This window comes from Paraburkholderia graminis, from assembly GCF_003330785.1.
Classification (GTDB): Bacteria; Pseudomonadota; Gammaproteobacteria; order Burkholderiales; family Burkholderiaceae; genus Paraburkholderia; species Paraburkholderia graminis.
Window position 1 is genome coordinate 565,469 of record NZ_CP024935.1, and the last position, 25,993, is coordinate 591,461.

Consider the following 25,993-nt stretch of genomic DNA (forward strand, 5'->3'; position numbering starts at 1 on the left):
AAAACGGACCTACACAATGAGCCACTTTCTCGACAGACTTAAATACTTCTCGCAGCGCAAGCAACGCTTCGCGCAAGGCCACGGCGTGACGACCGGAGAGGACCGCACTTGGGAAGACGCGTACCGCGCACGCTGGCAGCACGATAAGGTGGTGCGCTCGACACATGGCGTGAATTGCACAGGCTCATGCTCGTGGAAGATTCACGTGAAAGGCGGCATCGTCGCGTGGGAAACGCAGCAGACCGATTATCCGCGTACGCGCGCCGAGCTGCCGAATCACGAGCCGCGCGGCTGCGCGCGTGGTGCGAGCTATAGCTGGTATCTGTATAGCGCGAACCGCGTCAAGTATCCGCTCGTGCGAGCGCGGCTGCTCAAGCATTGGCGCGCCGCGCGTGCGGTGGCGATGAGTGCCGTCGATGCATGGGCGGCGGTGGTGGAGAACGACGCGCAACGTCGCGACTATCAGCGTCAGCGCGGCCTCGGTGGGTTTGTGCGTGCGAGCTGGGACGAAGTCAATGAGATCGTCGCCGCGGCCAACGTCTATACGATCAGGAAGCATGGGGCGGATCGCATTATCGGCTTCTCGCCGATTCCGGCGATGTCGATGGTCAGCTATGCAGCGGGCAGCCGCTATTTGAGTCTGATCGGCGGCGTCTGCATGAGTTTCTACGACTGGTATTGCGATCTGCCGCCTTCGAGTCCGCAAACGTGGGGCGAGCAGACCGATGTGCCGGAATCGGCTGACTGGTACAACTCGAGTTACATCATTGCGTGGGGCTCGAATGTGCCGCAGACGCGCACGCCCGACGCGCATTTCTTCACCGAGGTTCGCTATCGCGGCACGAAGACCGTCGCGGTCACGCCCGACTATGCGGAAGTCAGCAAACTGGCGGACCTGTGGATGCACCCGCGCCAGGGCACCGACGCCGCGCTCGCGATGGCGATGGGCCACGTAATTCTGCGCGAGTTCTATTTCGAGCGGCGCAGCGCGTACTTCGACGACTATGCGCGCCGCTATACCGATCTACCGTTGCTCGTGCAACTAAAAGAGCAGACGCTGGCCGACGGCCGCCGCATCATGGTGCCGGACCGCTATCTCCGCGCCGACGATTTCAACGGCGTGCTCGGCCAGGACAATAACCCCGAGTGGAAGACGGTCGCGTTCAACGTCGACGGCAAGCTCGTGTTGCCGAATGGTTCGATCGGCTTTCGCTGGGGCGCGGAAGGCCGCGGCGACGCAGGGCGCTGGAATCTCCAAGCAAAAGAAGCGCGGCATGGCGCAGAAGTGAAGCTGAAGCTCTCCGTCGCGGAAGACGGCGCGCAAGCGCATGAGGTTGTCACGGTCGGCTTTCCGTACTTCGGCGGCATCGACACGCCGCATTTCACCGCAAGCAAACACGCCGATGTACTCGTGCGCGAGGTGCCGGTCGCGCGCATTGCACTCGGCAAGAACGGCGAGCGCCGCGAAGTACTCGTCGCCACCGTGTTCGATCTGTTGGCCGCTAACTACGGCGTGAATCGCGGCTTCGGCGGCGCGCGCGATTACAACGACGACGTGCCGTATACGCCTGCGTGGCAGGAGCGCATAACCGGCGTGCCGCGCGAGCAGGCCATTTTAGTGGCGCGCGAATTTGCGGACAATGCGGACCGGACGCAGGGTAAGTCGATGGTGATTATCGGCGCCGCAATGAATCACTGGTATCACAGCGATATGAATTATCGCGGCGTGATCAACATGCTGATGCTGTGCGGCTGCATCGGTCAAAGCGGCGGCGGCTGGGCGCACTACGTCGGTCAGGAGAAGCTGCGTCCACAAACGGGCTGGACGCCGCTCGCTTTTGCACTCGACTGGATTCGGCCGCCGCGGCAGATGAATTCCACCAGCTTCTTCTACGCGCATACGGATCAATGGCGCTATGAAAAACTCCGCGTAGAAGAAATTCGTTCGCCCCTCGCGGATCGCGCGCACGACGGCGGCTCGTTAATCGACTATAACGTGCGCGCCGAACGCATGGGCTGGTTGCCGTCGGCGCCGCAATTGCAGACCAATCCATTGCAGGTGGCGCGCGACGCACAGGCAGCGGGCATCGATGCAAAAGCCTATGTCGCGCGAAGGCTGAAAGACGGCACGCTGAAGATGAGTTGCGAGGATCCGGATCATCCGGACAACTGGCCACGCAACATGTTCGTCTGGCGTTCCAATTTGCTTGGCTCGTCGGGCAAGGGGCACGAGTACTTCCTCAAGCATCTGCTCGGCACGACTCACGGCGTGCAAGGCCGAGATCTCGGCGACGACGACGCAAAGCCGCGCGAAGTCACATGGCACGACACGGCGCCGGAAGGCAAACTCGATCTGCTCGTCACGCTCGACTTCCGGATGAGCACGACGTGTCTCTATTCGGACATCGTGCTGCCGACCGCGACGTGGTACGAAAAGAACGATTTGAATACGAGCGACATGCATCCGTTCATTCATCCGCTGTCGAGCGCAGTCGATCCGGCATGGCAGGCGCGCAGCGACTGGGAGATCTATAAAGGCTTTGCGAAGGCTTTTAGCGAAGTCTGCATCGGTCATCTCGGCGTCGAGAAAGAAGTCGTGCTCACGCCGCTAATGCACGACACGCCCGCCGAACTCGCGCAACCGTACGATGTGCGCGACTGGAAACGCGGCGAGTGTGAACTCGTACCCGGCAAGACCGCGCCGCAGGTGAGCGTGGTCGAACGCGATTATCCGAACGTATACCGCCGCTTCACGGCTCTTGGCCCGCTGATGGACAAGCTCGGCAACGGCGGCAAGGGCATTGCGTGGCAGACCGGTACGGAGACCGCGCAACTCGCCGAACTGAACGGCATCGTCAATGAAGAAGGCGCGACGCGCGGACTCGTGAAGATCGACAGCGATATTGACGCATGCGAAGTCGTGCTGATGCTCGCGCCCGAAACGAACGGCCATGTCGCGGTAAAAGCGTGGGACGCGCTTTCGAAAATCACGGGCCGCCATCACGCGCATCTCGCGCTGCATCGCGAGGACGAGAAGATTCGTTATCGCGATGTTCAGGCGCAGCCGCGCAAGATCATTTCTTCGCCGACCTGGAGCGGTGTGGAAAGCGAGAAAGTGTCGTACACGGCCGGCTATACCAACGTGCATGAATTGATTCCGTGGCGCACGCTGACGGGCCGCCAGCAGTTCTATCAGGATCATTCGTGGATGCGCGAATTTGGCGAGAGCTTCGTGAGTTATCGTCCGCCGGTGGATCTGAAAGCCGCATCGCCGATGCGTGGCCGCAAGCCGAATGGGCACACGGAGATCGCGCTCAATTTCATTACACCGCATCAGAAATGGGGCATTCACAGCACGTATGCCGACAACCTTCTCATGCTCACGCTCAATCGCGGCGGCCCGGTGATCTGGCTCAGCGAAGACGACGCTAAAAGGGCCGGCATCGAAGATAACGACTGGGTTGAACTGTTCAACATCAATGGCGCGATTGCCGCGCGTGCGGTAGTGAGTCAACGCGTGAATCCCGGCATGGTGATGATGTATCACGCGCAGGAGAAGATCGTGAATGTACCCGGTTCTGAAATAACCGGAACACGCGGCGGCATTCACAACTCGGTCACGCGCATTGTGCTTAAGCCCACGCATATGATCGGCGGCTATGCGCAGCTTAGCTACGGCTTTAACTACTACGGGACCATCGGCACGAATCGCGACGAATTCGTTGTCGTGCGCAAGATGGCGAAAGTCGACTGGCTCGACGACGAACCGGTTATCGCGACACACGGAGATCGCACATGAAAATTCGCGCACAGATCGGCATGGTGCTCAACCTCGACAAGTGCATCGGCTGCCATACGTGTTCGGTGACGTGCAAGAACGTCTGGACGAGCCGCGAGGGCGTCGAATACGCGTGGTTCAATAATGTGGAGACGAAGCCGGGCATTGGCTATCCGAAGCAGTGGGAGAACCAGGACAAATGGAACGGCGGCTGGAAACGCAATGCGGACGGTTCGATTGAACCGCGCCAAGGGAGCCGGCTCAAGGTGCTGTCGCGGCTCTTTGCGAATCCGAATCTGCCGCAAATCGACGACTATTACGAGCCGTTCACGTTCGACTACGAGCACTTGCAGGCCGCGCCGGAAAGCAAGGCGCCGCCTGTTGCGCGAGCGCGCAGCCTGCTCACAGGCAAGCGGATGCAGAAGATCGAGTGGGGGCCGAACTGGGAGGAGATTCTCGGCGGCGAGTTCGAGAAGCGCAGTAAGGACAAGAACTTTGACGACGTGCAGAAGGACATCTACGGTCAGTTCGAGAACACCTTCATGATGTACTTGCCGCGCTTGTGCGAGCATTGCCTGAATCCGGCGTGCGTCGCGAGTTGTCCTTCGGGTTCAATTTATAAGCGCGAAGAAGACGGCATTGTATTGATCGACCAGGACAAATGCCGCGGATGGCGCATGTGCGTGTCGGGATGTCCGTATAAGAAGATCTATTACAACTGGAAGTCCGGCAAGGCGGAGAAGTGCATCTTCTGCTATCCGCGAATTGAAAGCGGTCAGCCAACGGTGTGTTCGGAAACCTGCGTCGGGCGCATTCGTTATCTCGGCGTGCTGTTATACGACGCGGACGAAATTGAAAAGGCGGCGTCGGTAGAACATGAGACTGACCTGTATCAGGCGCAACTCGACGTGTTTCTCGATCCACACGATCCGCGCGTAATTGCTCAGGCGCGCGCCGATAGCATTCCGGACGCGTGGCTCGAAGCGGCGAAGAAAAGCCCCGTCTACAAGATGGCGATGGAGTGGAAAGTCGCATTACCCTTGCACCCGGAGTACCGCACGCTGCCGATGGTCTGGTACGTGCCGCCTCTGTCGCCGATCACCACCGCGGCAAGCGAAGGACATATAAGCGCGAACGGCGAAATACCCGACGTCACGCAACTGCGTATTCCGGTCAAGTACCTTGCCAATCTGCTGACTGCCGGAGACGAAGCGCCGGTGATCCGCGCACTCGAACGAATGCTGGCAATGCGCACGTATCAGCGCGGCAAGCATGTCGACGGCTGCGAGAATCTGGCCGTGCTCGAGCAGGTCGGCTTGAGCCGCGACGAAGTGGAAGACATGTACCGCGTCATGGCGCTCGCAAGTTATGAGGACCGCTTTATGGTGCCGGGCACGCATCGTGAATACGCGGAGAACCTTTATGACCTGAAGGGTAGTTGCGGCTTCTCATTCGGCAACGGATGTTCGGATGGCGTTGGCGAGACAAGCCTGTTCGGCGGCAAGAAGAGACGCACCATTCCGATCAGGGAGCAGGTATGAAACGGGCCGACATGAATAGTGACGCTCATCATGTGGCCGCTCGCGTGCTGGCGGCGTTACTGGACTATCCCGGCGCCGAGCTGCGCGCGGCTTTGCCGGATCTGCGCGTTGCGCTGCAGTCATCAGAGCGGGCGCTTTCCGACGAGAGCCGTGAAGCCGTCGTCTCGCTGATCGACACTCTGCAAGACGCCGACGCGCTGGACGCCGAAGCGCTATATGTCGACACATTCGATCGCGGACGGCGAACGTCGCTTCATCTATTCGAACATGTGCACGGCGATTCGCGCGAGCGCGGTCCCGCGCTGATCGATCTGCAACAAACGTACGCACAACAAGGTATGTTTCTCACCGCCGATGAATTGCCGGATTACCTGCCGGTCGTTCTCGAATTCGCCGCGATGCAGCCGCAGCATACGGCGCGCGAGTTCCTGGCCGAGATGGCGCATCTGTTGCAATCGATTCATGCGGCGCTCGTGTGTCAGCACAGTCCCTATGCCGCAGCGGTGGCGGCGACGCTGGATCTCGCGGGCGAGCCGGTGCAGCCGCCCGATGCCGTTGCGCGAGCGCCTGCCGAACCTGCGATCGATGACGAATGGCGCGAGCCCGACGCATTTGGCGGATGCTCGCCAAGCGGTTCGCATTACGCGCCCGATGTTCGGACCATTCAGTTCGTTCGGCGCGACGCCACTTCTTTCGCTGTGCGCAAGGAAGGCTTGCTATGACTGCTATCGACACGCTTCTCTTCGGCATCTATCCCTATGTCTGCGTCACGGTGTTTCTGGTCGGCAGCCTGCTGCGCTACGACCGCGAGCAGTACACGTGGAAAAGCGATTCGTCGCAGCTACTGCGCTCCGGCACGCTGCGTTGCGGCAGTAATCTGTTTCATATCGGCGTGCTGTTCCTGCTATTCGGGCACTTCTTCGGCATGTTGACGCCGCACTTCGTGTACGAGCCGTTCATCAGCGCGGGCACGAAGCAGATCGTCGCGATGGTCTCCGGCGGAATTGCCGGCCTGCTCGCGCTGATCGGCGTGACGCTGTTGTTGCGCCGGCGTCTCGGCGATCCGCGTATTCGCGCGACGTCGAAGACGAGCGACATTGTTCTGCTCGTGTTGTTGTGGGTGCAACTGGTTTTGGGGCTTGGCACGATTCCGTTGTCCGCGCAACATCTTGATGGCAGTACGATGCTCAGGCTCGCCGGCTGGGCGCAGCACATCGTGACGTTCAGGTCAGGCGCGGTGCAACTGCTCGACGGCGTGAGCTGGGTTTTCAAGGCGCATATGGTGCTCGGCATGACGGTGTTTCTGATCTTCCCGTTCACGCGGCTGGTGCATGTATGGAGCGGCTTTGCTTCGCTCGCGTATGCGTTGCGGCCGTGGCAGTTAGTTCGCGATCGACGGATGAATCTGCGGGCGGGCCGGCAGGTGCCGCAGCAGCAACGCCGCGGCTAGCAGCGGATGTCGCTTACGTTCGCGCGTGCTCGGTGCCCGATGGCGCGAGATCAAAACCGCACACCGATGCCGCCCTCGATCAAATCCGTATCGCGGTTATAGCGGGTGACCACGCGATTCCACGTCACGCGGGCGAGCCAGCGCGAGCCGAACCGATAGCTCGCGGACACGGCGAAGAGCGCGGAAACGCGGCCGTCGCCCGTGCGGTCTTGCGGAAGGTTGTCGGTCTGCGTGATCGCAACATAAGGACCAACGCCCGCCGATAACGTGAGGCTGTCGCCGAAGAATGCGCGCGTTGCCCATAACTGCACGGCGACGCCGTCGCGCCGCGATTGAATGTGGCCGCCTTCGTGCAGATATGACGCGCTCACGTCGACATAGCGCCATAAGCCGCGCCGGTATTCAAGGCTTCCCGCACTCGCCGATTCTGACTCGTTGCTGTTGAGGATCGTTTTGCCGAACATGACTGTTAGCTCGTTGTTGGTCACGTTCGAGCTTCGCGGTACGGGTCGCTCGCGCGGGCCCGGCTCGCCGGACGCCTCGAGTTGATAACCGACGCCGAATAGCAGTGCGGTCGTGTTGGGACCGCCGAACGCATGTACATGATTCAGTTGGGCGAGGGCAATCCAGCGTCGGTCGAAATAATAGGCGGCGCGCAGGCTAGCCAATACGCCCCAGCCGTGGGTGTTCGAATAATCGCCCCCGGCGCTTGCCGCGGTGGTGTCGAAGTACCGGTATGGCCCGGCGCCCGCCGACAATTCGAGGCGATCGTTCCATAGCGGCATACGTCCCCAAGCTTGCAGCGCCTGTCCGTCACGATGATGGTTGGGCAGATGCCCTTCGTTGAGCCAGGAAAAGCTCCACGCTGCGTAGCGCCCCAAACCTTCGCGATACGTCGCGCTCCACGAGTAGGTATTCGAGCCTGCACTAAAAAGGGGACCCGCCAGTAGCGAGAACTCCTGCGCCTGTGCGCAAGAAGAAAAGCCGGCGAGAGCGCCGAATAGAAGCGCCGACAGAGGCGCAAGAGCATGTTTGCAGGATCGATTCGCGGACACTATCCGATAGTCACCAGAGTATGTACAACGAAGGTAGTGTGCAGATGGCCGCGGCGCAAGAGAAACAAGGGTCGGTGTGAGGGGATTAGCGCACGGCACTCAACACTATAGCGGCGCGATCGGCGCGTACGTGTGTTGACGCACTAAACGCAGTTGTCGTGTTCTTGATGCGGTGTGCGGGTTTGCTAATAGGTCAAATAGCCATTAATGCATGCTGTCAGGTGCTTATATATCTATTTGCGAGGGAGGTTTTAATCTCGCTTGTTGAGAGCCTTGCTTGTTGCCCAGTTTGCGAACGCTAGGTTGTTTTTGTCAGTTGCCAACGACTCGCACCCCGCTTGAATGCGCTCGAATAGCGTTAACCACGAGAAAGGAAATTTCGTCGGATGATTGAATGCGGAAAATTCCATCCGTCGTTGCCTAGGCGGCGTGCGTTGTTAGATCGGCTTTCGTCTGATGATGGTTAATTTTTCCTATGGCGTGCACCACTTCTGCGCTAGAAAGAAAGACTTACTGCAAGCTGATGGAAAAGAGAACAATTGTCCTAGGGTCGGATGCACTAACGCGCCGTCCATCTAATCTTCCGATCATCATCTGAAAGCAGGAATTTTTGCGTTACGCGAAGTTCTCGGAAAGATTCCTGCTTTTTGCCCCAAAAGCACCGATTTCCGTGTGACCTGTCCAGCATTACCGGGTACGATTTACCCCGGTCGCCACGGAGAAGCGAACAACTTTCCGAGCGAGTGACCGGTAACAGCTGTCTCGCAGTGGCGTTTCCAGGTGGTCCATTAACGAATCGCGGCGTCGAGCGCATCGCGACGGGCGGAGCTTTTTCTACCGCCAACCGATTTATTCCACGTTGTCTCCGGCAATGTGATCGCACTTATGCAAAGTGCCGATGGCGCAGCATGCAATTGTGCATAGATAAGCACAACGAATTAATAACAATTGTTTTTTTGAATAATCGCAGGTTCTACCGAACTTCACAAACTCATCTTTTGATTTTTTATCGAGAACTTTCTCGACAGTGGGAAAAACAAACATGGTGAAACGACGACAATTCCTCGGCGGCTTGACGGCCCTGGCCGGCAGCTATCTTCTCAGCGCGTGCGGCGGCGGTGGCTCCGGCGACGGCAGCACGGGTTCAACAGCAAAGGCCTCCGCGAGTCCAATGGCGAAAGTCTCGGCCGCGAACGCCTCGGCAAACGGTACGGTGATGCCGGGAGCCGCTTCGATCATTGACGGTTACGGCGACGTGTGGACGCTCGTCAACGGCGTGATTTACCGCAACGGCTCGACGGTCGGCAATACGTATAGCGTGTCGCTCGTGCTCTGGTATGGCGGCAAGATATGGCATTGCGGCACCGGCGGTCAGTTCTATGTGAACGCGGATGATGTGCCCGAAAAATGGCTGCATTGCAGCGACCCGCGTATCGACGTGGCGCCCATTCCGGGCAGCTTCTACGGTATGAACGGACACGCTGACTACACGTATACGCCGGAACAGGTCGTGTCGATTCTGAAGGGGATGAATTGCACGAGCTATCGCGTTGGCGTGACCGACGATCCGAAAGATCTGAATGCGGTCGTCAAGCTTGCGCAAGCGTTTCAGTCGGCAGGACTTACGCTGCTCGTGCTGATCGACCAGGGCGTGTATGAATCGGGCGGCCTGATGGGCAGCGAATCCGTTGCCTACAATCGCGGTTATTCGGTCGGCGCAACCGTCGCTAACGCGTTGAAGCCGTATGGCGTGACGATTTACGAGTGCGGCAACGAGTTGACGCGACAAGACGCAACCGTGGTGGACTTCACGTACGCGGGTTCGAAGGCGAGCGACTTCAACAATCAGAACTGGCCGATCATGCGCGGTGTCATGCGCGGCATGATCGACGGCGTGAAGTCGGCGCAGCCGTCCGCGAAGTGCGGGATCAATTTCTGCGTGGCGGACGTGGGCGCCTCGGATGCACTATGGGAAGGCCGGCAGCCGGACGGCAGCGGGGGCCATCCGACGGTGCGTTGGGACGTCACGACGTGGCACAACTATGAAGTATACGGCGACCTGTTCAACGTCGGCACCGACGGTGCGGGACCGGGCTTCGACTTGGCCACGTATTGCAAGGCCCGCTACGGCGTGCCGCTGATTGTCACCGAGTGGAACACCGGGCCGGAGAAGTCGGAGAGCTATCGCGGGACTTACATCTCGGACAGACTCGCCGCGTTCTACAATGCCCGAAAGACCCACAACATCCAGTCGGTCATGTACTACGTTCTGGATAGCGGAAACAACACGTACGGCATAATGGTCGACGGTAAGGCAATCGACGCACCGTACAACGCGTTCACCAGCTTCACGTCCGGCCACGCGGACACCTGAACGACGTCTAAAGATGCTGTTGCAATGAACCTGGTTCTCGCCTCACTTGTCGGGCGAGGCCAGGTTTATATCAGCGGCAGAAGCTCTGCGGCACCAGTTTCCCCCACTCGTAGTCGATCTTGTCTGGCGTAAAAGGCAGAACACCCGCGCCGGGAGTGAAAGTTAGCTCACCGAAATAAACGCGGTTATCCGGCGCGTATAGATCGACGCGAACGTAGTCGAAGTCTTCGCAAAGTCTCGTGGCCGCGTGCAGAATGGCCTCGAGATTCTCGGGACGCGGCGCCGGTATCGGGCTGCGCTTGTAGTAGCCAATCGCTATGTCGAGATGATTCCAGTCGACGTCATAGACGTCCCCCCGCGTATTCCCGCCAAATCTGTCCGAAATCACCAGAATGTAGATGATCGGGCGTCCGCTTCTTCCGCCAAAGCAGTGCAGTTTGTAGTCGGCAGGAATCTTGCCGCTTTCGTCGAGCAGCAGTTGCTCAAAGAAGATGCGTGGCTTGATCTGCCGATAGTGTCTTTCGCGCGCGATCTTGTAGAAATCGAGCGACAGCCAGTAGTTCGCGAGATCCCGCAGTTTCTCGAACGATGTTGCCGATTTATCCTTGACCACCTCGACGTAACTGCTGCCGTGGTTGGCCTTCATGACGAATGCATTAGGCAGCGCGTCGAATACTTTTTTCGTGAAGACGTCGGGCGTAGCCAGCAACGGTATGACGTGCTGTTCGCCGATTTTCCTCGCAACATACTCGCGGACCGTCAGCTTGTCGGTCAGCTCGACGAACCACGGGTCGGGCCGCAGGCTTTTCTGCAGGATCTTTTCGTTGAACGTAGTGGGGCGCAGCAGGTTCGGATAGCGGCCAATTTCCTTGTGATGCAGCAGGCTCAGAAATATCGGTGCCGGCAGCATCGACTTGGCTGCTTCTTTTAGCCGTCTAGCCGGAGATTCCTTGCGCGGCGCCAAGTGGTGGCTCGCGGTGTCCTCCGGCATATCGGCGGTGTTGGAGAACTGTACAGACTTCGTTGTTGTCATTGTCCGGTCCCTTTTGAATAGCGGCTCGACGCTCAATCGGCGTGCGTAGCCTGCCAGGGCCAGCGGGGACGGCGCGCTATCGCTCTATATATGAGTGGCGCGGCTCCCGCTCACACTGGCATTAGCCGTCAATCGTCAATCGTCGATTGCCACGCATCGTTCCGCGACTTCCAGGCGCTGCTGCGCGCGGAATTGCGTGGGAGACATTCCATAGCGTTCCTTGAAAAGGCGGCCGAGACGATTGCCGTCGCCCATTCCACAACGCCGCGCGATCTTGTCGACGGGCAGATCGGTATTGCGCAGCATTGCGCGGACGACTTCGAAGCGTGTGCGCAGCAAGTACTCGAGGGGCGTCATGCCGAACTCGAACTTGAACCGGCGCTGATAGTTGCGCTTGCTCATTGCCGCGCACTCCGCGGCTTTCGCGACGGAAATAGGATTGCTGTAGTTCTCCTTGATCCACCGCGCCGACTCACGGATCTTCTCCGTTGTCGTCGTAATGCTCGCATCGTCCAGTTCGAATTTGTCCGACTCGACGTAGGTGGTTTGCAGCGTGTCGGCGATCTTCCGCGCGACTTCGGTACTCAGGTCGCGTTCGATTTGCGCGAGCGCAAGATCGGTCGGCGTCGCGCTGTTGGGACGGGTCGTGGTCGGCGCATCGTCGAACAGGAAGATCGGCACGGTGGAATGCAACGGGTCCTTGCAAATGACCACCAGGTTCGCGCCTTGCTGAATGTCGAACGACGCAATAGAGCCTTGGCGCGCTATCCATGAGAGCAGGCGGTCATTCGACTCCAGTGCCCGCGCAGCGTCGCGGCACGCGACAAACAATGCATGGAAGTCACCGAGCCGATTGCGCTCGATGCTTTGGGTCCAGATCGAAATGCCGGAGGAACTGGTCACGAGCCCGCCGCTTTCAGAAAGTACTGAAAGACGATAGGGTGAGTCGTCGGTCGCGCCTTCAGACAATTCGTTTGCGAGCCGGAACGCGTCGCCGATTGCTCCAGCAGTCGCCATCGAGCATTCCTGCGACACCAGTAGTCCAATGTGCTTTGCAGGTTTCCGTGTCGCCACTCTTGGGCCGCTGCGGTGCGTATCAAGATACGACGAAAGAAAGTCGGTGGAAGTTGTCACGCTTAGTTCTCCAAACAGGGTGAATCACTGTCTACGTGACGAGATTAACGTACTCAAATCACCCTTGCGAACCTGGCCGGTAATCGATGGTGTTTTGGCGCAATAGTGATGATTGGGGAAATTGTTACCTTGCCTGGCTAAATAAAGCCATACAAAAGGCAGTGCAAAGCAGCAAGATTTGCTTAGCATAATTCAGAAGCCGCTAATAAGGGTCGCAGTGCTCTTTCGCCCGAGAAGCCCGTCCGACAAGGCCGCTGGGGGCGCAACGTGCATTGAATGCCGCGATCAACCCTCTGAAGTGTCACTAAATGTTAGTGACAGAAAATTGGCTAACGCGTATCACTCTGTTACATCCATTGCACATAGCTACAACACTTTCTGGATGGGGTGTTGCGCGGAAATCGCTTCGGCGGAATCGGCCATTAGCACCCGAATTTATGCCGCTATCGATCCACTCATTCGCACGAGCGCTATGCTTCACTGCAACATCTGCAGAAATAGCGGTTGCCGCGGTAGGCGCTATGGAATGCCAGCAATGCGCAATATCTTCACCTTTTGGCGTGGATGGTTCCATTGAGGTGTAGTTATTGCCGTGTCCCGAAGTGCCGTGCACTGACGAAGTACGACGAGGCAACGCTCACGCAAGTCCGGGGCCGGACTGCGTATTGGCGACTCGACGATTCGCTCAGCGCTTCATTGAACAAGCGAACCATTTGTAGAACCAAATAAAACGCGGTGCGCGGCGTAAAGCCGTTGTCCGGAGATTGGGGGATTCGAAGTCTGGAGACGGGGCGAGCCGTGCTGTTGGCGGTGCAGCCTTTGATCGTTCAAGCAGGTGGACAGCCACTTGGCTTGGCAAGACCATGACGTAGCTTCGACCACGCGTCGCGCTACGCCATACGCATTCCTGCCGGAGACGGCTCTGGACTGTGGACCGTTGGTGCAGCCAAGGCGGTGTCGACTCATTACTGTGCCCATCAAACATGGAAGGATCAAACCGGTGGACTACTATCCTCTGAATTCGCTCCCTGGCACTGCCAGTACAGAGCGTGGACAGCTTAGCGCGAGCGCCATGCTCCGTCTCATGCGCGACCATATCTGGGAGATCGTGCTGACAACGGTCGTCGTTTTCAGCCTGGCCGCCGCCTATTTGCTGATTGCGTCGCCGATCTATTCCGCGGATGTACTCATTCGCGTCGATCCGCCAGAACCGAATGCACTCGGCCTCGCACTCCAGAATCAGGAGAACATGCCTCCGCCAGCTCCGTCTCCTGTGACGGAAATGGGCGTGATCCGCAGCCGCTCGGTGCTCGAACCGGTTATTCAGCGCTTCCGCTTCGACGTCTCCGTGACGCCGCGCAAGCTGCCGCTGCTCGGCGATATCGCGGAGAAGTTCGCGACGCCTGGCGAGCCCTCGCGGCCATGGCTCGGACTCAAGTCATACGCATGGGGAGGCGAGCAGGTAAAGATCGGCGCGCTCGACGTTCCCAAAGATCTCGAAGAAGAAAAAATGACGCTGGTTGCCCGCGACGACAACACGTACGAGTTGCGCGGTCCGCAGGATCAGGTATTCCTCCAGGGCACGGTCGGCAAAGCGGTATCGAGCAACGGCATTTCGATGCGCGTCGATGCACTGGTCGCGCGGCCTGGCACTGAGTTCACGGTCGTACGCTGGAACGCGGTGGACGCCATCAAGCGTTTCGACGCGCTCATCAAGGTCGGCGACAAAGTGAAAGACTCGGGTCTTGTGCAGATCGAGTACACCGACAAGAGTGCGGCAAAGGCTGCGGAAGTCGCCAATGCGTTGGGTCAACAGTACCTGGCGACGGCAATCGCGAGCCGCCAGCTCAACGATACGACGACGCTCGCGTTCATCAACGGAGAACTTCCGCGTCTGCTCGGCGACCTGAGAAAGGCGGAAGAAGCGCTTAAGTCATTCCGCGCCAACTCGCAATCGATGCAGCCGACGGCCGAGGCGCAAGCCTACCTGCAAGGCGGTCTCGACATCGACCGGCAGATCGCGACACTGCAATTGCAGCGCACACAGCTTCTCGAGCGCTATACGCCGCAGAGCCGCTGGGTGCAGAGCGTCGACACGCAACTCGCGCAGCTCAATAGCGCGAAAGCGAATTTCAGCGGCCACTTCAACGGTATGCCCGCTTCCGAACGCCAGAGCGTCGATCTTCTGCGCGCGCAGAAAGTCGCGGAGACGATCTATCTGGGCATGGTGCAAAAGGCTGAGCAATTGCAGGTGCGTCGCGCAAGTACTACCGGCGGCGCGCATATCGTCGACCAGGCAATCACGCCGCATCGTCCGGTGAAACCTCAGCCGATTCTCGTGCTGCCAGGCGGTCTCGCACTCGGCATCGTCTCGGGCATCGTGCTGGTGTTCATGCGCCGCCATGTGCTGACGGGCGTTACCGATCCGCGTTATGTCGAACGCAGAATGAGTGTGCCGGTGTTCGGCGAGATCCTGTTCAGTCAGCAGCAGTCGTTGCTCGACAGAACCAGTCCAGGCGCCAAGTCATTGCCCGGTGCCGCGGCGCGGGCCGGATTGCCGCAGCCGGTGGCGGGCGGTGCGTCCGAAATACAGGTGGCGGCCGGCGGCAACAGGGTACTGGCCGAACGCTTCCCCAACGATAACTCCGTCGAGGCGCTGCGAGCAGTGCGCACTTCGCTGGCGCGCGATCTGGCGCATGCACGCAACAACATTCTGATGGTGATTGGGCCGACGCCGTCGGCAGGGAAGAGCTTTGTCGCGGCCAATATCGCGACCTTGCAGGCAGAGATCGGCGCACGCGTTCTTCTTATCGATGCGGATATGCGCCGCGGTCATCTCGCATCGCTCTTCAATCAGAGCAATCGTGGCGGGCTTTCCGAAGTGCTTTCCGACCGGATGCCGCTACGCAATGCGCTGCGTCACACGGGTATTGAAGGCTTGTCGTTCCTCTCATGCGGATCGCGTCCGGACAACCCCGCCGCATTGCTCGCAAGGCCGCGTTTCAAGGAAGTACTCGAACGCCTTAGCGCGCAATTCGACCTGGTGATCTTCGATACGCCGCCGTTCCTCGCAGTCACCGACGCGTCGATCATTGCAAGCGAAGCCGGTGCATCGCTGCTGGTTTTGCGCTCGGGCATGCAGAGCGAGGAAGAGATCGAAGACACGATCAAGAAGATGGAGCGCGCCGAGGGACGCATTGCAGGCGCTGTGTTCAACGGCATTCCGCTTCGGCGCAGTACTCGCACCTATGGATATGCGACGAACTACGCCAGCGATTACGGCGATGCCGATCCGACCAGCGCACCTCTCCGGACGTGAGCGAGTTGCCACTGTCGTCGATGAATTCGCAAAACGGAGAAGCAGATGGCGTTTGCAATTAACGGGAAATTTACTTCGCAACCCGTCACGGGTGTTCAGAGAGTCGCGTATGAATTGACGAGAGCGATGCAAATGCGGGTTCCCGCAGGCGAGCAGCTCGAGATCTACGTCCCGCGCAATGCGAGAGAGCCGGGGGCGCTGTTGAAATGGCAACGGCGCTTTTCGTGGCTGCGCGGCACGCTATGGGAGCAGATCACGCTGCCCATCGCCGCGAGAGGCGTCACGCTTCTGAATCTGTGCAACATGAGTCCGCTGTTCAAGCGCCGCCAGGTCGTCATGGTTCACGACATGGCGGTGTATGACGTACCCGGCGGATTCTCGAAGAAGTTCTTGCTGTGGTATCGCCTCTGCTTTTTCATGTTGCCGCGCATGGCGCCAACGATCCTGACCGTGTCGAAGTTCTCCCGATCGCGTATTTGCCATCACCTGAAAATCGATGAGTCGCGAGTCGCAGTCGTGCATCCGGCAGCGGATCATCTCGACCGCGTGACGTCGGAGCCCGCGGTATTGGAGCGCCTGAGTCTCGTCAAGGACGCGTATTGCGTAGTGGTCGGGAGTCTCGATCCGCGCAAGAACCTGCAACGCGTGCTGGAAGCAATTGAGAAGCTCGGCCATCTCGACCATGTGAAGTTCGTCGTGGTCGGCGGAAAGAATGCGCGCATTTTCAACAGCGAACTGGCTGAGGAAAAGCCGCAGTCGGAGAAAGTGGTGTGGGCCGGTTTCGTGACTGACGGCGAACTCAAGGCGCTCTATGAAAACGCGGGCTGTCTGGTGTTTCCGTCGCTATACGAAGGATTCGGCTTGCCGCCGCTTGAGGCCATGTACTGCGGATGTCCGGTCGTCGCTTCTTCGCGGACGTCGATACCCGAAGTGTGCGGAGATGCGGCGCTGTATTGCGACGCGACGTCCGCAGACGACATTGCCAAAAAGATATCGCTCATGATGACCGACGACGCACTCCGTCAACGCTACAAGACAATGGGATTCGCGCGGGCGCGCGAATTCCGCTGGGATGTGACGGCGCAGACGGTGCTCGAGATCCTCAAGGGGCAGGCGGGCGTTCGGTTGTCGGGCGTGCCGGCCCGCGCGTCGGCGAGCTAACGCATGTCGGTAGGCAGGCCAATGTATCGCATTCGAAAGAGTGCCGGCAGACGTCGGGCGTTGCGAACCATTGCGGGCCTCCTTGGCGCCGCGATACCGCTCGCGTACGGCAAGACATCGCCGTCAGGAAGCGCCGCGCCGCAAACGGGCAGCAGCGGCGGTCGCAGGATCACAGATCTGATCGGCGCGAACGGATGGGCAGGCGCAAGCCGTGACGTCGAAATGTGGCGTCAAATGGGTATCACATGGGGGCGCGATTCGGTGGGCCCTGGGCAGCCGGAATCGCCGAGAGCACCCATGCGTGTCGACAAAACCGGCTCGCAATTCGACGCCGATCTTCCGACAGCGCTGCTCTTGAACAATCGCAACGGCATCAAGTCGCTGCTGTTGCTCGGCTATACGGCGCCGTGGAACGCCACTGTTCCCGGCGACAGCAATTCCGCGCCGATGGATGTCGGCGCGTGGACGCGCTATGTCGAGGCTGCCGTGCGCAAGTACTCCGCTCCGCCGTTCAATCTGCGCTACTTCCAGATCTGGAATGAGGCGGCCGGAACGTTGTCTGGCGGCGCGCAGCAGGCGACGTTCTGGCACGGTCCGACCTTCAGCAAGGACGGCAAGCACGAGAAGCCGTACGAGCGTGCCATGCAGGATTACGTGGAGCGAGTGCATCTGCCCGCTGCCCGCATTATCCGCAAGTACAACGCCTATATCGTCTACGGCGGGTGGCCCGATCAGGGCGGTCTGTCCAATTACTGTAAGTGGCTCGAGTACAGAAGTCCTGCATCGAACGAACGCATGCTGGACTGGGTCGACTATCTCGACACTCACTACCTCGGTGTGCGCGATCTCGACGAGCTGTATCAGCGGTATGTGAAGAACGGACCGGCGAGAGGCATCTGGCAAACCGAGATCGGCGATGCGTATATGAAGGACCCGCATTACCTGCCGGAGTACTTCTTCGACTTCGCGGTGTGGGCACTCGATCACAACTGGGACGATCCGAACAAATACGTCTCGATGATCTATCACTGGGACGGCTATGAGCCATTCCGTCTGACTCATCGCGGCCCACCCGTACGCACTTACAACGTGTCGGGCAGGAGCCTCATCGTGCTTCATCAGACTGTTTCTGGGTCGCTGGCAAGTTTGTCGAACCCTTTGCAATTTGGTCCAGGCGCTTCGGGCAGCGGATTGCGTTCGGGCAATGACATCGTGCTGCAGGTGAGCGCGTCGGCGGGTTGGCGAAGGGTGACAGTAGCGGGACTCAAGCGCCCCGCGTCGCGCGAAGTAAAGGTTGAGTTCATAGATGCGTTGACGGGCACAGTAAGTGCACAGGACGCGATGACGACCACCTGGAGTAACGACGGTTTGCAATTGAGCTTCAAGGTACCCGATCGGGTCAACGGTGCAGGAAACGATCCGCCGACCCACCTTGCGTATATCGCGGTCCGTTCCCTTGCGTAGCCATTCCGATTCACCGAAACATCAGACAGCGTCGAATGCCATGAACCAGGTCACAGTTGTCATCTGCAACTACAACTACGAACGCTATTTAGCGGACGCGATCGACTCCGCGCTCAATCAGGACTATCCCGGCACGCGCGTCGTCGTGCTCGACGACGGCTCGACGGATGGCTCGCGCGCGATCATCGAGAAGTACGGCAGCCGCATCACTGCGATTTTCCAGGAGAACGGCGGCCAGGTGTCCGCCTACAACCATGCGATCAGCGCGCTCGAAACGGAATACGCGATCCTGCTCGATTCGGACGACATTCTGTATCCGAGCGCCGTATCGGAAGTCATGAAGCTTTTCTCCAGCGGCGCGTGGGCCAAGGTGCAGTTCAGGCTCGACGTGATGGACGCAAACGGCGCAACGACAGGCGCTTATGTGCCGAACACCGAGCCGCCGCCCAATTGCGGAGAGCTGTTGCAAGCGGGCTGGCTGTACCCGTCGCCGCCCGCCTCGGGCAATGCGTATCGGGTGAGTGCGCTCAAGCAGGTCTTTCCGGTTCCCGCACCGGGCATCAATCGCTACGGCGCCGACTTCTTCGCGATCTATGGTGCCGCGCTGGTCGGCCCCGTCGCGACGCTGCGCAAATCGCTCGGCGGCTATCGCGTGCATAACGCCGATGGCGGCACGGTGTCGTTCGCCAATTCCGAGCAGATTTCCAAGGCGCCCAAAGCATTGGGCATGCGCTGGGCCATTCTGCGCAACATCGCGCGGTCGCGTCTCGGTATCGAGTTGTCGCCGACGTTTCATGATTTCGGCCACGAGAAGGCGATCTTCTGCTCGAGCGTCTATCGCGCGACGTTCGCGCACCGCTGGCGCTGGATGATGCGCGATTCGCGGGGCTATTTCCACGCGATCCTGGCCAATCCATTCTGGAGTGTGAAGAAGAAATTCGGAACTGTGGTTCTTTCCGGCTTGTGCCTCGTGCCGTACTCGCCGCTTTCTGACTTTGTGGTTCGCTACATATCGAACCCGCTTGCGCGTCGGCGCATGGCGCAGCGTTAAGCCCGGGAGCAGGCATTTGGAGAACGGAATGGAAAGACGAGACAACGCAAGCGTCATTGCGTTTGTTTACGGCGGATATCTGATGAGGTACGTATACCTCATCATCGTGGTGCCGTTCTACGGAAGAATTCTCGGCGTCGCCGAGTATGGGCGAGTGCTCGCGTCGATGTCGCTCATGAACGTCATCTGGATGCTCGTGAGTTACGGCTTCACCTTCGTCGGCATGCGGGAAGTCGCGAAAGCCCATTCGGTGAAGGAGTGCAATGCAATCTATTCGCTCCATGTGAGCGCGCGGCTCATGCTCGCCGTGATTGGCGGAAGCATCGGTCTGATTGCGACGATGTGCTCGCCCACCTTGTCCGAGCGGCCGCTGATCGGCGTGCTGGGCACGCTGCTCGGCATCGTGTCGGCGATGAATCTCGGCTGGCTATTCCAAGGCCGTCAGCGTTTTCGCACGCCGATCATGATCGAGGTATTCGGCTTTGCCGTGAGCCTCGTTCTGGTGCTGAGCCTCGTGAGAACCCCCGAGGATTCCGTGTGGGTGCTGGCGAGTCTGCTGGTTGCCGGCGTGGCGTCGTCGATCATTTCGTATGGCATCACCACGTCGCAATTGGGACTGCCCCGACTGAAAGTGGAAGGCGTGATGCCGCTCATTCGCAGCTCGACGATGCTCTTTTGCTACTCGTCAGGCTCCGTTGTATTGACGGCGTCGTCCACCTATCTATTGACGCTCTTGTCGACGCCGGCTCAGGTCGGCTATTTCGGCGCGGCAGAGCGTTTCGCCACCATTGCACTGAGCTTGATGGGACCGGCGTCGCAGGTATTCGTGCCGACTATTTCGCGGCAGCTCGCACACGGCGACAAAGAGGGCGCGCACGCGACCACGCGCCGTGGCGCGGCGCTTCTGCTCGGTTATGGACTGCTCGTTTTCTGCGGCGCAATGACGTTGTCGCCGTTCCTGTTGCCGTTGATTCTCGGCGCCGAGTTCGAGCCTGCCGCGCGCATTCTTCAATGCTTCGCATGGATGTTCCCGTTCGTCGCGTTCAACGAATTCGTCGCGTTTTACGTATTCGTTCCGCGCAAGAAAGACCGGCTGCTCGCGTTTGCCGGGCTCGCCTCGGGCCTTGCCAACCTGGCCGCGGCACTGATTCTTGCGCCGCGCTTTGGAGCAATGGGCATGGCCATGGCTCGCGTATTCGGTGAAGCAACGCTCGCCGTGATCCTGCTGGTCATCATGGTCCGACTCGAGCTGATCGGGCTGGTGCCGGGCGCGCGGCGCGCCGCTGGAATGCTGGGGCTGGCGTGGGGTGTAAGAGCCCAGACAAGCGCGGCCAAAGACAAGTGAAACGGATTGCCGCCGGTGAAGCGTCCGGCGCGTCATCTCACAGGAGAGAGAAGTGAAAGTCGCTATTGTTCACGATTGGCTGGTGGTTTCGGGCGGCGCAGAGAAGGTTTTGAAGAACATTATCGAATGCTTTCCGAAAGCGGACGTCTTTTCGATTGTCGACTTTCTCGAAGATCGCGATTGCGTGAAAGGGAAACCCGTCAACACGTCGTTCATTCAGAAGATGCCGTTTGCGCGCAAGCGCTACAGAGCTTATCTCCCGTTGATGCCGATTGCGATCGAGCAACTGGACCTGTCCGCGTACGATCTGGTCATTTCGAGTTCGCACGCGGTGGCCAAGGGTGTACTGACCGGACCCAATCAGATTCACATCAGCTATGTGCATTCGCCGATCCGCTATGCGTGGGATCTGCAGCATCAGTACTTGCGCGAATCGCATCTGAACAAGGGCGTGAAGTCGATCATGGCGCGCGCGCTGCTGCACTACATTCGCGGCTGGGATTCGCGTTCGGCGAATGGCGTGGATCATCTGCTGGCGAATTCGCACTTCATCGCGCGGCGGATCAAGAAGGCTTATCAGCGCGACGCGACGGTTATCTATCCGCCTGTCGATCTCGACAACATGGTGATGTGCACGCAGAAAGAAAACTTCTACGTGACGGCCTCGCGGATGGTGCCTTATAAGCGCATCGACTTGATCGTGCGGGCCTTCTCGCAGACACCCGAGCGCCGGCTGGTCGTGATCGGCGATGGCCCGGAAATGAAGCGGATCAAAGCGACTGCGGGGCCGAATGTGACGATACTCGGTCACCAGCCTCTCGAAGTACTCGTCGATCATTTGCGACGCGCCCGCGCATTCGTTTTCGCGGCGGAAGAGGACTTCGGTATTTCGGTCGTGGAAGCGCAGGCTTGCGGCACGCCGGTGATTGCTTTCGGCAGGGGCGGTGCGCTCGAGTCGGTTATCGGCTTGCCTCTGGAGCAGCCCACAGGTGTCTTCTTCGGCGAGCAGACGGCGGAGTCATTGCTCGAAGCGGTGACACGCTTCGAGCGCAATGCCTCTTTATTCGATCCGGTGAATTGCCGTCAGAATGCCGAGCGGTTCTCAACCGAGAACTTCAAGACGGCATTGACGGACTTTATCGACGCGCGGCTTTTGCGCAGCTCGATCGAACAGCTTCGCCCCTACCTGGTGCGCGAGCGCACGGCAGAGGAGCGTCACCTTGCGAGTATGCCCTCGTAAGACTGAATGCGGTATTTGACGCGGCCGGCGAGAGCCATGATCGAATGAGCATGGCTATGTATTTGCGGCGAGCGCGTTTCAATGAGCCGCTGAAGCGGCGCCTGATGCCCATAGGCGAGCACGCAGACGCACAGAAAGCTCGCCGCCGACCATGCGGGCCGTGGGCGTTCGAACTCCACGGAAAGCGCCTTTCTCAAGAAGAGCAGCGCGACGATTGCGCCCAGAATCCAGCCTGAAATGACTTCCGGCACGGAATGCGAAAGGTCCATCAGGCGCGACACGCCAGTCAACGCACCGATAACCAGACCGGCCGCAATACCCAGAAACGCCGGCAGACGCCACCATCTGAGCTGCAATGCGAGGGCCACCATCCACACGGAGGTGGAGAGCATCGCATGGCCGCTAATCACGCGGAAATCAGACGCCGGAAACGATATGCCCCAGCCCGCATAGAAGATCTTGCTCGCGCCGACAATAGCGACGCCGGCTGCGAGCATCGCGATCCACCGGCAGGCCAGCTTGACGTCGAATAGTGCGATCCAGCAGGCGCAAACAGCGGCCACGGGCAACGTGACGGCCGCATCGCCTATGTTAGTGAATACAGTCCACATAGGGTTCTCGTTGTTGTTGGGTTCTCTACAGCGGGATCTTTATGTTCCCGCTGTACCGGAGTGGGCGCAGGTACTGTCAGACGCGCGAGCGAATCAGCGAGTTCCGCCGATTGAATTCCGCCGAGATTGCATTGGCCGATTGCGAGGCCAGCAGTAGCGAGATCACGAGCGAGAGGATCAGGACATTGGAAGGCGACACGAGGCGATGTTCCGTTGCCGCCATGACCAGCAGGCAAATAGAAGAGATCTCGACGAACCGGAAGGCGGCGAAGTTCTGACCGCCTCCCACGAGCGCGCCCGCAGCCGCTCCATGCTTGCTCCAATCAACGAGTCTCCAGAAGAAGCTCAGCAGCAGGAAAAGACCGACGACACCGGTTTCCGCGAGGAAATTGAGGTACGAGTTGTGAGCGTGCGAATCGCTATGTTCGACGAGGACGTTCGACGGCGCACCGAACAGGCGAAAGTATGAAGTCACATTGCCGATGTGATCGTCGAAAGAACCGAAGCCCATACCCACGATCGGACTCTGCTCGAAATAGGCGAGCGCGCGCGGCCACAGCCACTCATACCGGATATTCAGATTGGCGACCTTCGCATCCTGGTTGTGGATACTGAACGGGTAGCCCATGTAGTCGACGGTGGCGTCCGTGTGATAGAACGCCATTGCAAGCGAACCTGCTATGAGCACGCCCATCAACGCAGCCAGCAGCCAGCGCTTGCGGCCGAAATAGAGGTACGGCAGTACCGCAGCCGCGCCGAGCAGCGAACCGCGGCTATACGTGGAGAACAGCATCAGCGCGTTCATCGCGAGTAGCCCGAGCAGTAGCTTGCTGCGCTTTTGCAGGTAGCACCCCACGCCGAGGCAGAACAGCATGGCGAAGAATCCGCCCGCCGCATTGCGCGCGATGAAGTAGCTGCCGAAGCTCTTGTCTGGATTCGTGAAGATGCCGAGGAGTCCGGTGCTGACGATGTACACCGCGTACGGCGGGATATTGATGCCGACCGCGAAAATAAAAAACGCGCGAAGTACTTTGTTCAGATCGAGACGATGCGCGTACAGGCAACCGGCAAAAATGGGAGCATACGAAATGAAGAAGTTACCGTCGCGCCGATAGAAATCGAATTCGGCGAAAGACTGAGGATCGTAGAGCAGCGTGGAGACGACGATCACGACCGTCAGCGCGGTGAGCGGCGTAATGAACGCCGGATAGCGGCGACCGTAAAAGCGCCACGCGTACACGAAGATCGGCACGAAGCCGACCGCGCTGAGAGGCACGAAATTCGTAACCGTTAGAAACAGCGCAAGTAGCGAAATGTAAGCCATTGCGACTCCCGGAAAACAAATGGCGCATAGCTTGCAATGACAGTGCCATTACGTGCGAAGACAACCTGGTTGGAGGTGCGGTGCACCACGATGGCGGTGCACCTGAACGGAATCGGGGTCCTACGTCTCGATGAACGAACTGCCCATCTGTCATGAAGGTACTCGCGAAGGTACCACGTCTAGGCACTGATTTCCACGCGCTACCGCACACACAGCGGCCATAAGAAAGGCCACAGTGGCCGATGTGCGGGCGAATGCGACGAGGCTGGCCAAAACCTCAACTGAACGCGCCACCATTGCTGTGGTGCAGCGTGAGGTGACTATGATGGATCACATCGAGTCATGCTTGAGTGGCATCGGCTTTCTGGCGCCACGCCGATATGTGTGCCGCTAACGCTCGCCTAGTGCGAGAACTTCGGTGCGCATCCCTAGCTTTGCGCGGACAGAACGGCTCGCCGAGCCCGTTGATGCCCACACCCCGTTATTGATCACACGTGAGACCGGAGCAGTGCCGACGTGCAGCGTATTTCGTCGGCGCTTATGCGATTAATCGCGCTTTGGCTTGCCCGTCCAGGAGCAATAAAAATGGATAAAGTTTTTGCAACCGCACACGAGAACGACAACGAGACGCAAAGCGCCGCGTCGCAGGAATGCACCACGCTCGCACAGGTGATTCTCGCAGGCGGCTCAGGCACGCGTCTATGGCCCGTATCCCGCGAGCAGTTCCCGAAGCAGCTTATCGACGTGATCGGCGATCAGACGCTGTTGCAGGCCACGATGGGACGCATGAATAACTTCAGTCCTCTGTGGGCGGTCGCTCCCGAACCGGTGATTGTGTGCGGTGCCGAACATTACTTTGCAACCTGCGAGCAGGCGCGCGAAAGCGGCGTGAAGGCACGGGTCGTCGTCGAGCCTGGCCGCCGTGATACGGCTCCTGCACTCACGCTTGCTGCGCTGGCTGCAGCATCGGACGGCAACGACGTGATTCTCGTCGCGATGCCCGCGGACCACGCTATTGCAGATCTCAATGCGCTTCATAAGGCAATCGAAATAGCTGCGCGTCATGCCGACGCGGGCGCAATCGCGACGCTTGGTGTTCCGCCCACTGGCGCGGATACCGGCTTTGGCTATATCCGCCTAGGTGCTGCGTTGAACGACGGCGCGCGCCGCATCGAACGTTTCGTTGAAAAGCCGGCGCCCGAACTTGCAGCGCAGTATGTCGAGTCCGGCAATTACTGGTGGAATAGCGGCATGTTCGTCGTGCGCGCGTCCGTATGGCTTGCCGTCATCAAGCAATTTCAGCCGCAAATTCACGATGCCTGCGTGCGCGCTTACGAAGGCGCGAAGGTCAACGACGGCTGCATCGTTCCCGATGCCGAGGCCTTCCTGCAATCGCCGTCGGACTCGATCGACTACGCGGTGATGGAACATCTCGGCAAGCCCGAATCGCAATTCGCGGGGATCGTCGTGCCGCTCGAAGCGGGATGGTCGGACCTCGGTTCATGGGACGCCGTGTGGCAGGCAATGGAAAAGGACGAGTGCGGCAACGCATCGAATGGACGCGTTCTTTTCGAAGGCGCGACGGCAACGTATGCGCGTTCGCAAGGCGGCCGGCTCGTCGCATGTGTCGGCACCAACGACCTGATCGTCGTCGAAACGGACGACGCGGTTCTGGTGGCCGACCGCTCGCATGTGCAGGACATCAAGGGACTCGTGTCGCGCATCAAGGCCGAAAATTCGCCGGAAGCGGATGCGCACCGCAAAGTGCGTCGTCCGTGGGGCTTTTACGATTCGATCGATCACGGCGACCGCTTTCAGGTTAAACGCATCGTGGTAATGCCGGGCGCGCGCCTGTCGTTGCAGATGCATCATCACCGCGCGGAGCACTGGATCGTGGTGAGCGGCACCGCGCTCGTCACACGCGGAGAAGAAAAATTCCTGCTTGGCGAAAACGAGTCGACGTATATCCCACTCGGTGTCACGCATCGTCTCGAGAACCCAGGTTGCGTTCCGCTTCAGATCATCGAGGTGCAGTCCGGCGCCTATCTCGGCGAAGACGACATCGTCCGGTTCGACGATAAATATGGCCGTGCGGGTTAACCGGCCGTGGCGA

Annotated in this window: 17 protein-coding genes; 12 read left to right on the forward strand and 5 right to left on the reverse strand. The window is 59.4% G+C overall.

Annotation, left to right across the window (positions count from 1 at the left end; genetic code table 11):
* Nucleotides 1-16: 16 nt before the first annotated feature.
* From CUJ91_RS20735 to narI, 4 genes are read left to right on the forward strand one after another with little or no spacing between them, the layout of a single operon-like run.
* Entirely contained in the window at nucleotides 17-3,799 is a 3,783-nt protein-coding gene (locus tag CUJ91_RS20735; RefSeq protein WP_114157001.1) for a nitrate reductase subunit alpha, read from the forward strand.
* Nucleotides 3,796-5,319, forward strand: a complete 1,524-nt coding sequence (narH, locus tag CUJ91_RS20740; RefSeq protein ID WP_114157002.1) for a nitrate reductase subunit beta — start codon at nucleotides 3,796-3,798, stop codon at nucleotides 5,317-5,319. The genes CUJ91_RS20735 and narH overlap by 4 nt, the downstream gene beginning before the upstream one ends.
* Nucleotides 5,316-6,041 carry a nitrate reductase molybdenum cofactor assembly chaperone gene (narJ, locus tag CUJ91_RS20745; protein ID WP_114157003.1) on the forward strand — a complete coding sequence of 242 codons (726 nt, stop codon included), beginning with the start codon at nucleotides 5,316-5,318 and terminating at the stop codon, nucleotides 6,039-6,041. The genes narH and narJ overlap by 4 nt, the downstream gene beginning before the upstream one ends.
* A complete protein-coding gene (gene narI / locus CUJ91_RS20750; protein WP_114157004.1) occupies nucleotides 6,038-6,769 on the forward strand; it encodes a respiratory nitrate reductase subunit gamma in 732 nt (243 codons plus the stop codon). Before narJ ends, narI begins: the two co-directional genes overlap by 4 nt.
* 50 nt (nucleotides 6,770-6,819) lie before the next feature.
* Here narI and CUJ91_RS20755 read toward each other — a convergent pair whose 3' ends face one another.
* A complete protein-coding gene (locus CUJ91_RS20755; protein WP_244231086.1) occupies nucleotides 6,820-7,785 on the reverse strand; it encodes a hypothetical protein in 966 nt (321 codons plus the stop codon).
* Between the two features lie 1,081 nt (nucleotides 7,786-8,866).
* Here CUJ91_RS20755 and CUJ91_RS20760 point away from each other — a divergent pair.
* Complete coding sequence (locus CUJ91_RS20760) at nucleotides 8,867-10,198, forward strand: hypothetical protein (RefSeq protein WP_114157006.1); 1,332 nt, start codon at nucleotides 8,867-8,869, stop codon at nucleotides 10,196-10,198.
* 70 nt (nucleotides 10,199-10,268) lie between these two features.
* Here CUJ91_RS20760 and CUJ91_RS20765 read toward each other — a convergent pair whose 3' ends face one another.
* Nucleotides 10,269-11,231, reverse strand: coding sequence for an ATP-grasp fold amidoligase family protein (locus CUJ91_RS20765; RefSeq protein ID WP_114157007.1), 963 nt, complete (start codon nucleotides 11,229-11,231; stop codon nucleotides 10,269-10,271).
* 135 nt (nucleotides 11,232-11,366) lie between these two features.
* The gene (locus tag CUJ91_RS20770; RefSeq protein ID WP_006052032.1) at nucleotides 11,367-12,248 is read right to left on the reverse strand and encodes a GlxA family transcriptional regulator; all 882 of its coding nucleotides are present in this window, start codon (nucleotides 12,246-12,248) and stop codon (nucleotides 11,367-11,369) included.
* 1,189 nt (nucleotides 12,249-13,437) lie between these two features.
* Here CUJ91_RS20770 and CUJ91_RS20775 point away from each other — a divergent pair.
* From CUJ91_RS20775 to CUJ91_RS20800, 6 genes are read left to right on the forward strand one after another with little or no spacing between them, the layout of a single operon-like run.
* Entirely contained in the window at nucleotides 13,438-15,684 is a 2,247-nt protein-coding gene (locus CUJ91_RS20775; protein WP_035569443.1) for a polysaccharide biosynthesis tyrosine autokinase, read from the forward strand.
* Between the two features lie 45 nt (nucleotides 15,685-15,729).
* Nucleotides 15,730-16,845: a glycosyltransferase family 4 protein gene (locus tag CUJ91_RS20780; protein WP_006052034.1), complete on the forward strand. Its 1,116-nt coding sequence runs from the start codon at nucleotides 15,730-15,732 to the stop codon at nucleotides 16,843-16,845.
* A 21-nt stretch (nucleotides 16,846-16,866) separates the two neighbouring features.
* Nucleotides 16,867-18,309, forward strand: coding sequence for a hypothetical protein (locus CUJ91_RS20785; RefSeq protein WP_114157008.1), 1,443 nt, complete (start codon nucleotides 16,867-16,869; stop codon nucleotides 18,307-18,309).
* 40 nt (nucleotides 18,310-18,349) lie between these two features.
* Nucleotides 18,350-19,360, forward strand: a complete 1,011-nt coding sequence (locus tag CUJ91_RS20790) for a glycosyltransferase family 2 protein (protein ID WP_053859418.1) — start codon at nucleotides 18,350-18,352, stop codon at nucleotides 19,358-19,360.
* A 28-nt stretch (nucleotides 19,361-19,388) separates the two neighbouring features.
* Complete coding sequence (locus tag CUJ91_RS20795) at nucleotides 19,389-20,705, forward strand: lipopolysaccharide biosynthesis protein (RefSeq protein WP_114157009.1); 1,317 nt, start codon at nucleotides 19,389-19,391, stop codon at nucleotides 20,703-20,705.
* A gap of 52 nt (nucleotides 20,706-20,757) precedes the next feature.
* The gene (locus CUJ91_RS20800) at nucleotides 20,758-21,945 is read left to right on the forward strand and encodes a glycosyltransferase family 4 protein (protein ID WP_006052038.1); all 1,188 of its coding nucleotides are present in this window, start codon (nucleotides 20,758-20,760) and stop codon (nucleotides 21,943-21,945) included.
* Here the strand turns inward: CUJ91_RS20800 and CUJ91_RS20805 are convergent.
* Both CUJ91_RS20805 and CUJ91_RS20810 read right to left on the reverse strand, forming a co-directional pair.
* The gene (locus CUJ91_RS20805) at nucleotides 21,921-22,556 is read right to left on the reverse strand and encodes a phosphatase PAP2 family protein (RefSeq protein WP_006052039.1); all 636 of its coding nucleotides are present in this window, start codon (nucleotides 22,554-22,556) and stop codon (nucleotides 21,921-21,923) included. The two genes, CUJ91_RS20800 and CUJ91_RS20805, sit on opposite strands and share 25 nt — an antisense overlap.
* A gap of 76 nt (nucleotides 22,557-22,632) precedes the next feature.
* Nucleotides 22,633-23,880, reverse strand: a complete 1,248-nt coding sequence (locus tag CUJ91_RS20810) for an O-antigen ligase family protein (RefSeq protein WP_114157010.1) — start codon at nucleotides 23,878-23,880, stop codon at nucleotides 22,633-22,635.
* Nucleotides 23,881-24,465: 585 nt separating this feature from the next.
* On the opposite strand from CUJ91_RS20810, the gene CUJ91_RS20815 reads away from it, so the two are divergent.
* Entirely contained in the window at nucleotides 24,466-25,980 is a 1,515-nt protein-coding gene (locus tag CUJ91_RS20815) for a mannose-1-phosphate guanylyltransferase/mannose-6-phosphate isomerase (protein WP_114157011.1), read from the forward strand.
* The last annotated feature ends 13 nt before the right edge of the window (nucleotides 25,981-25,993 follow it).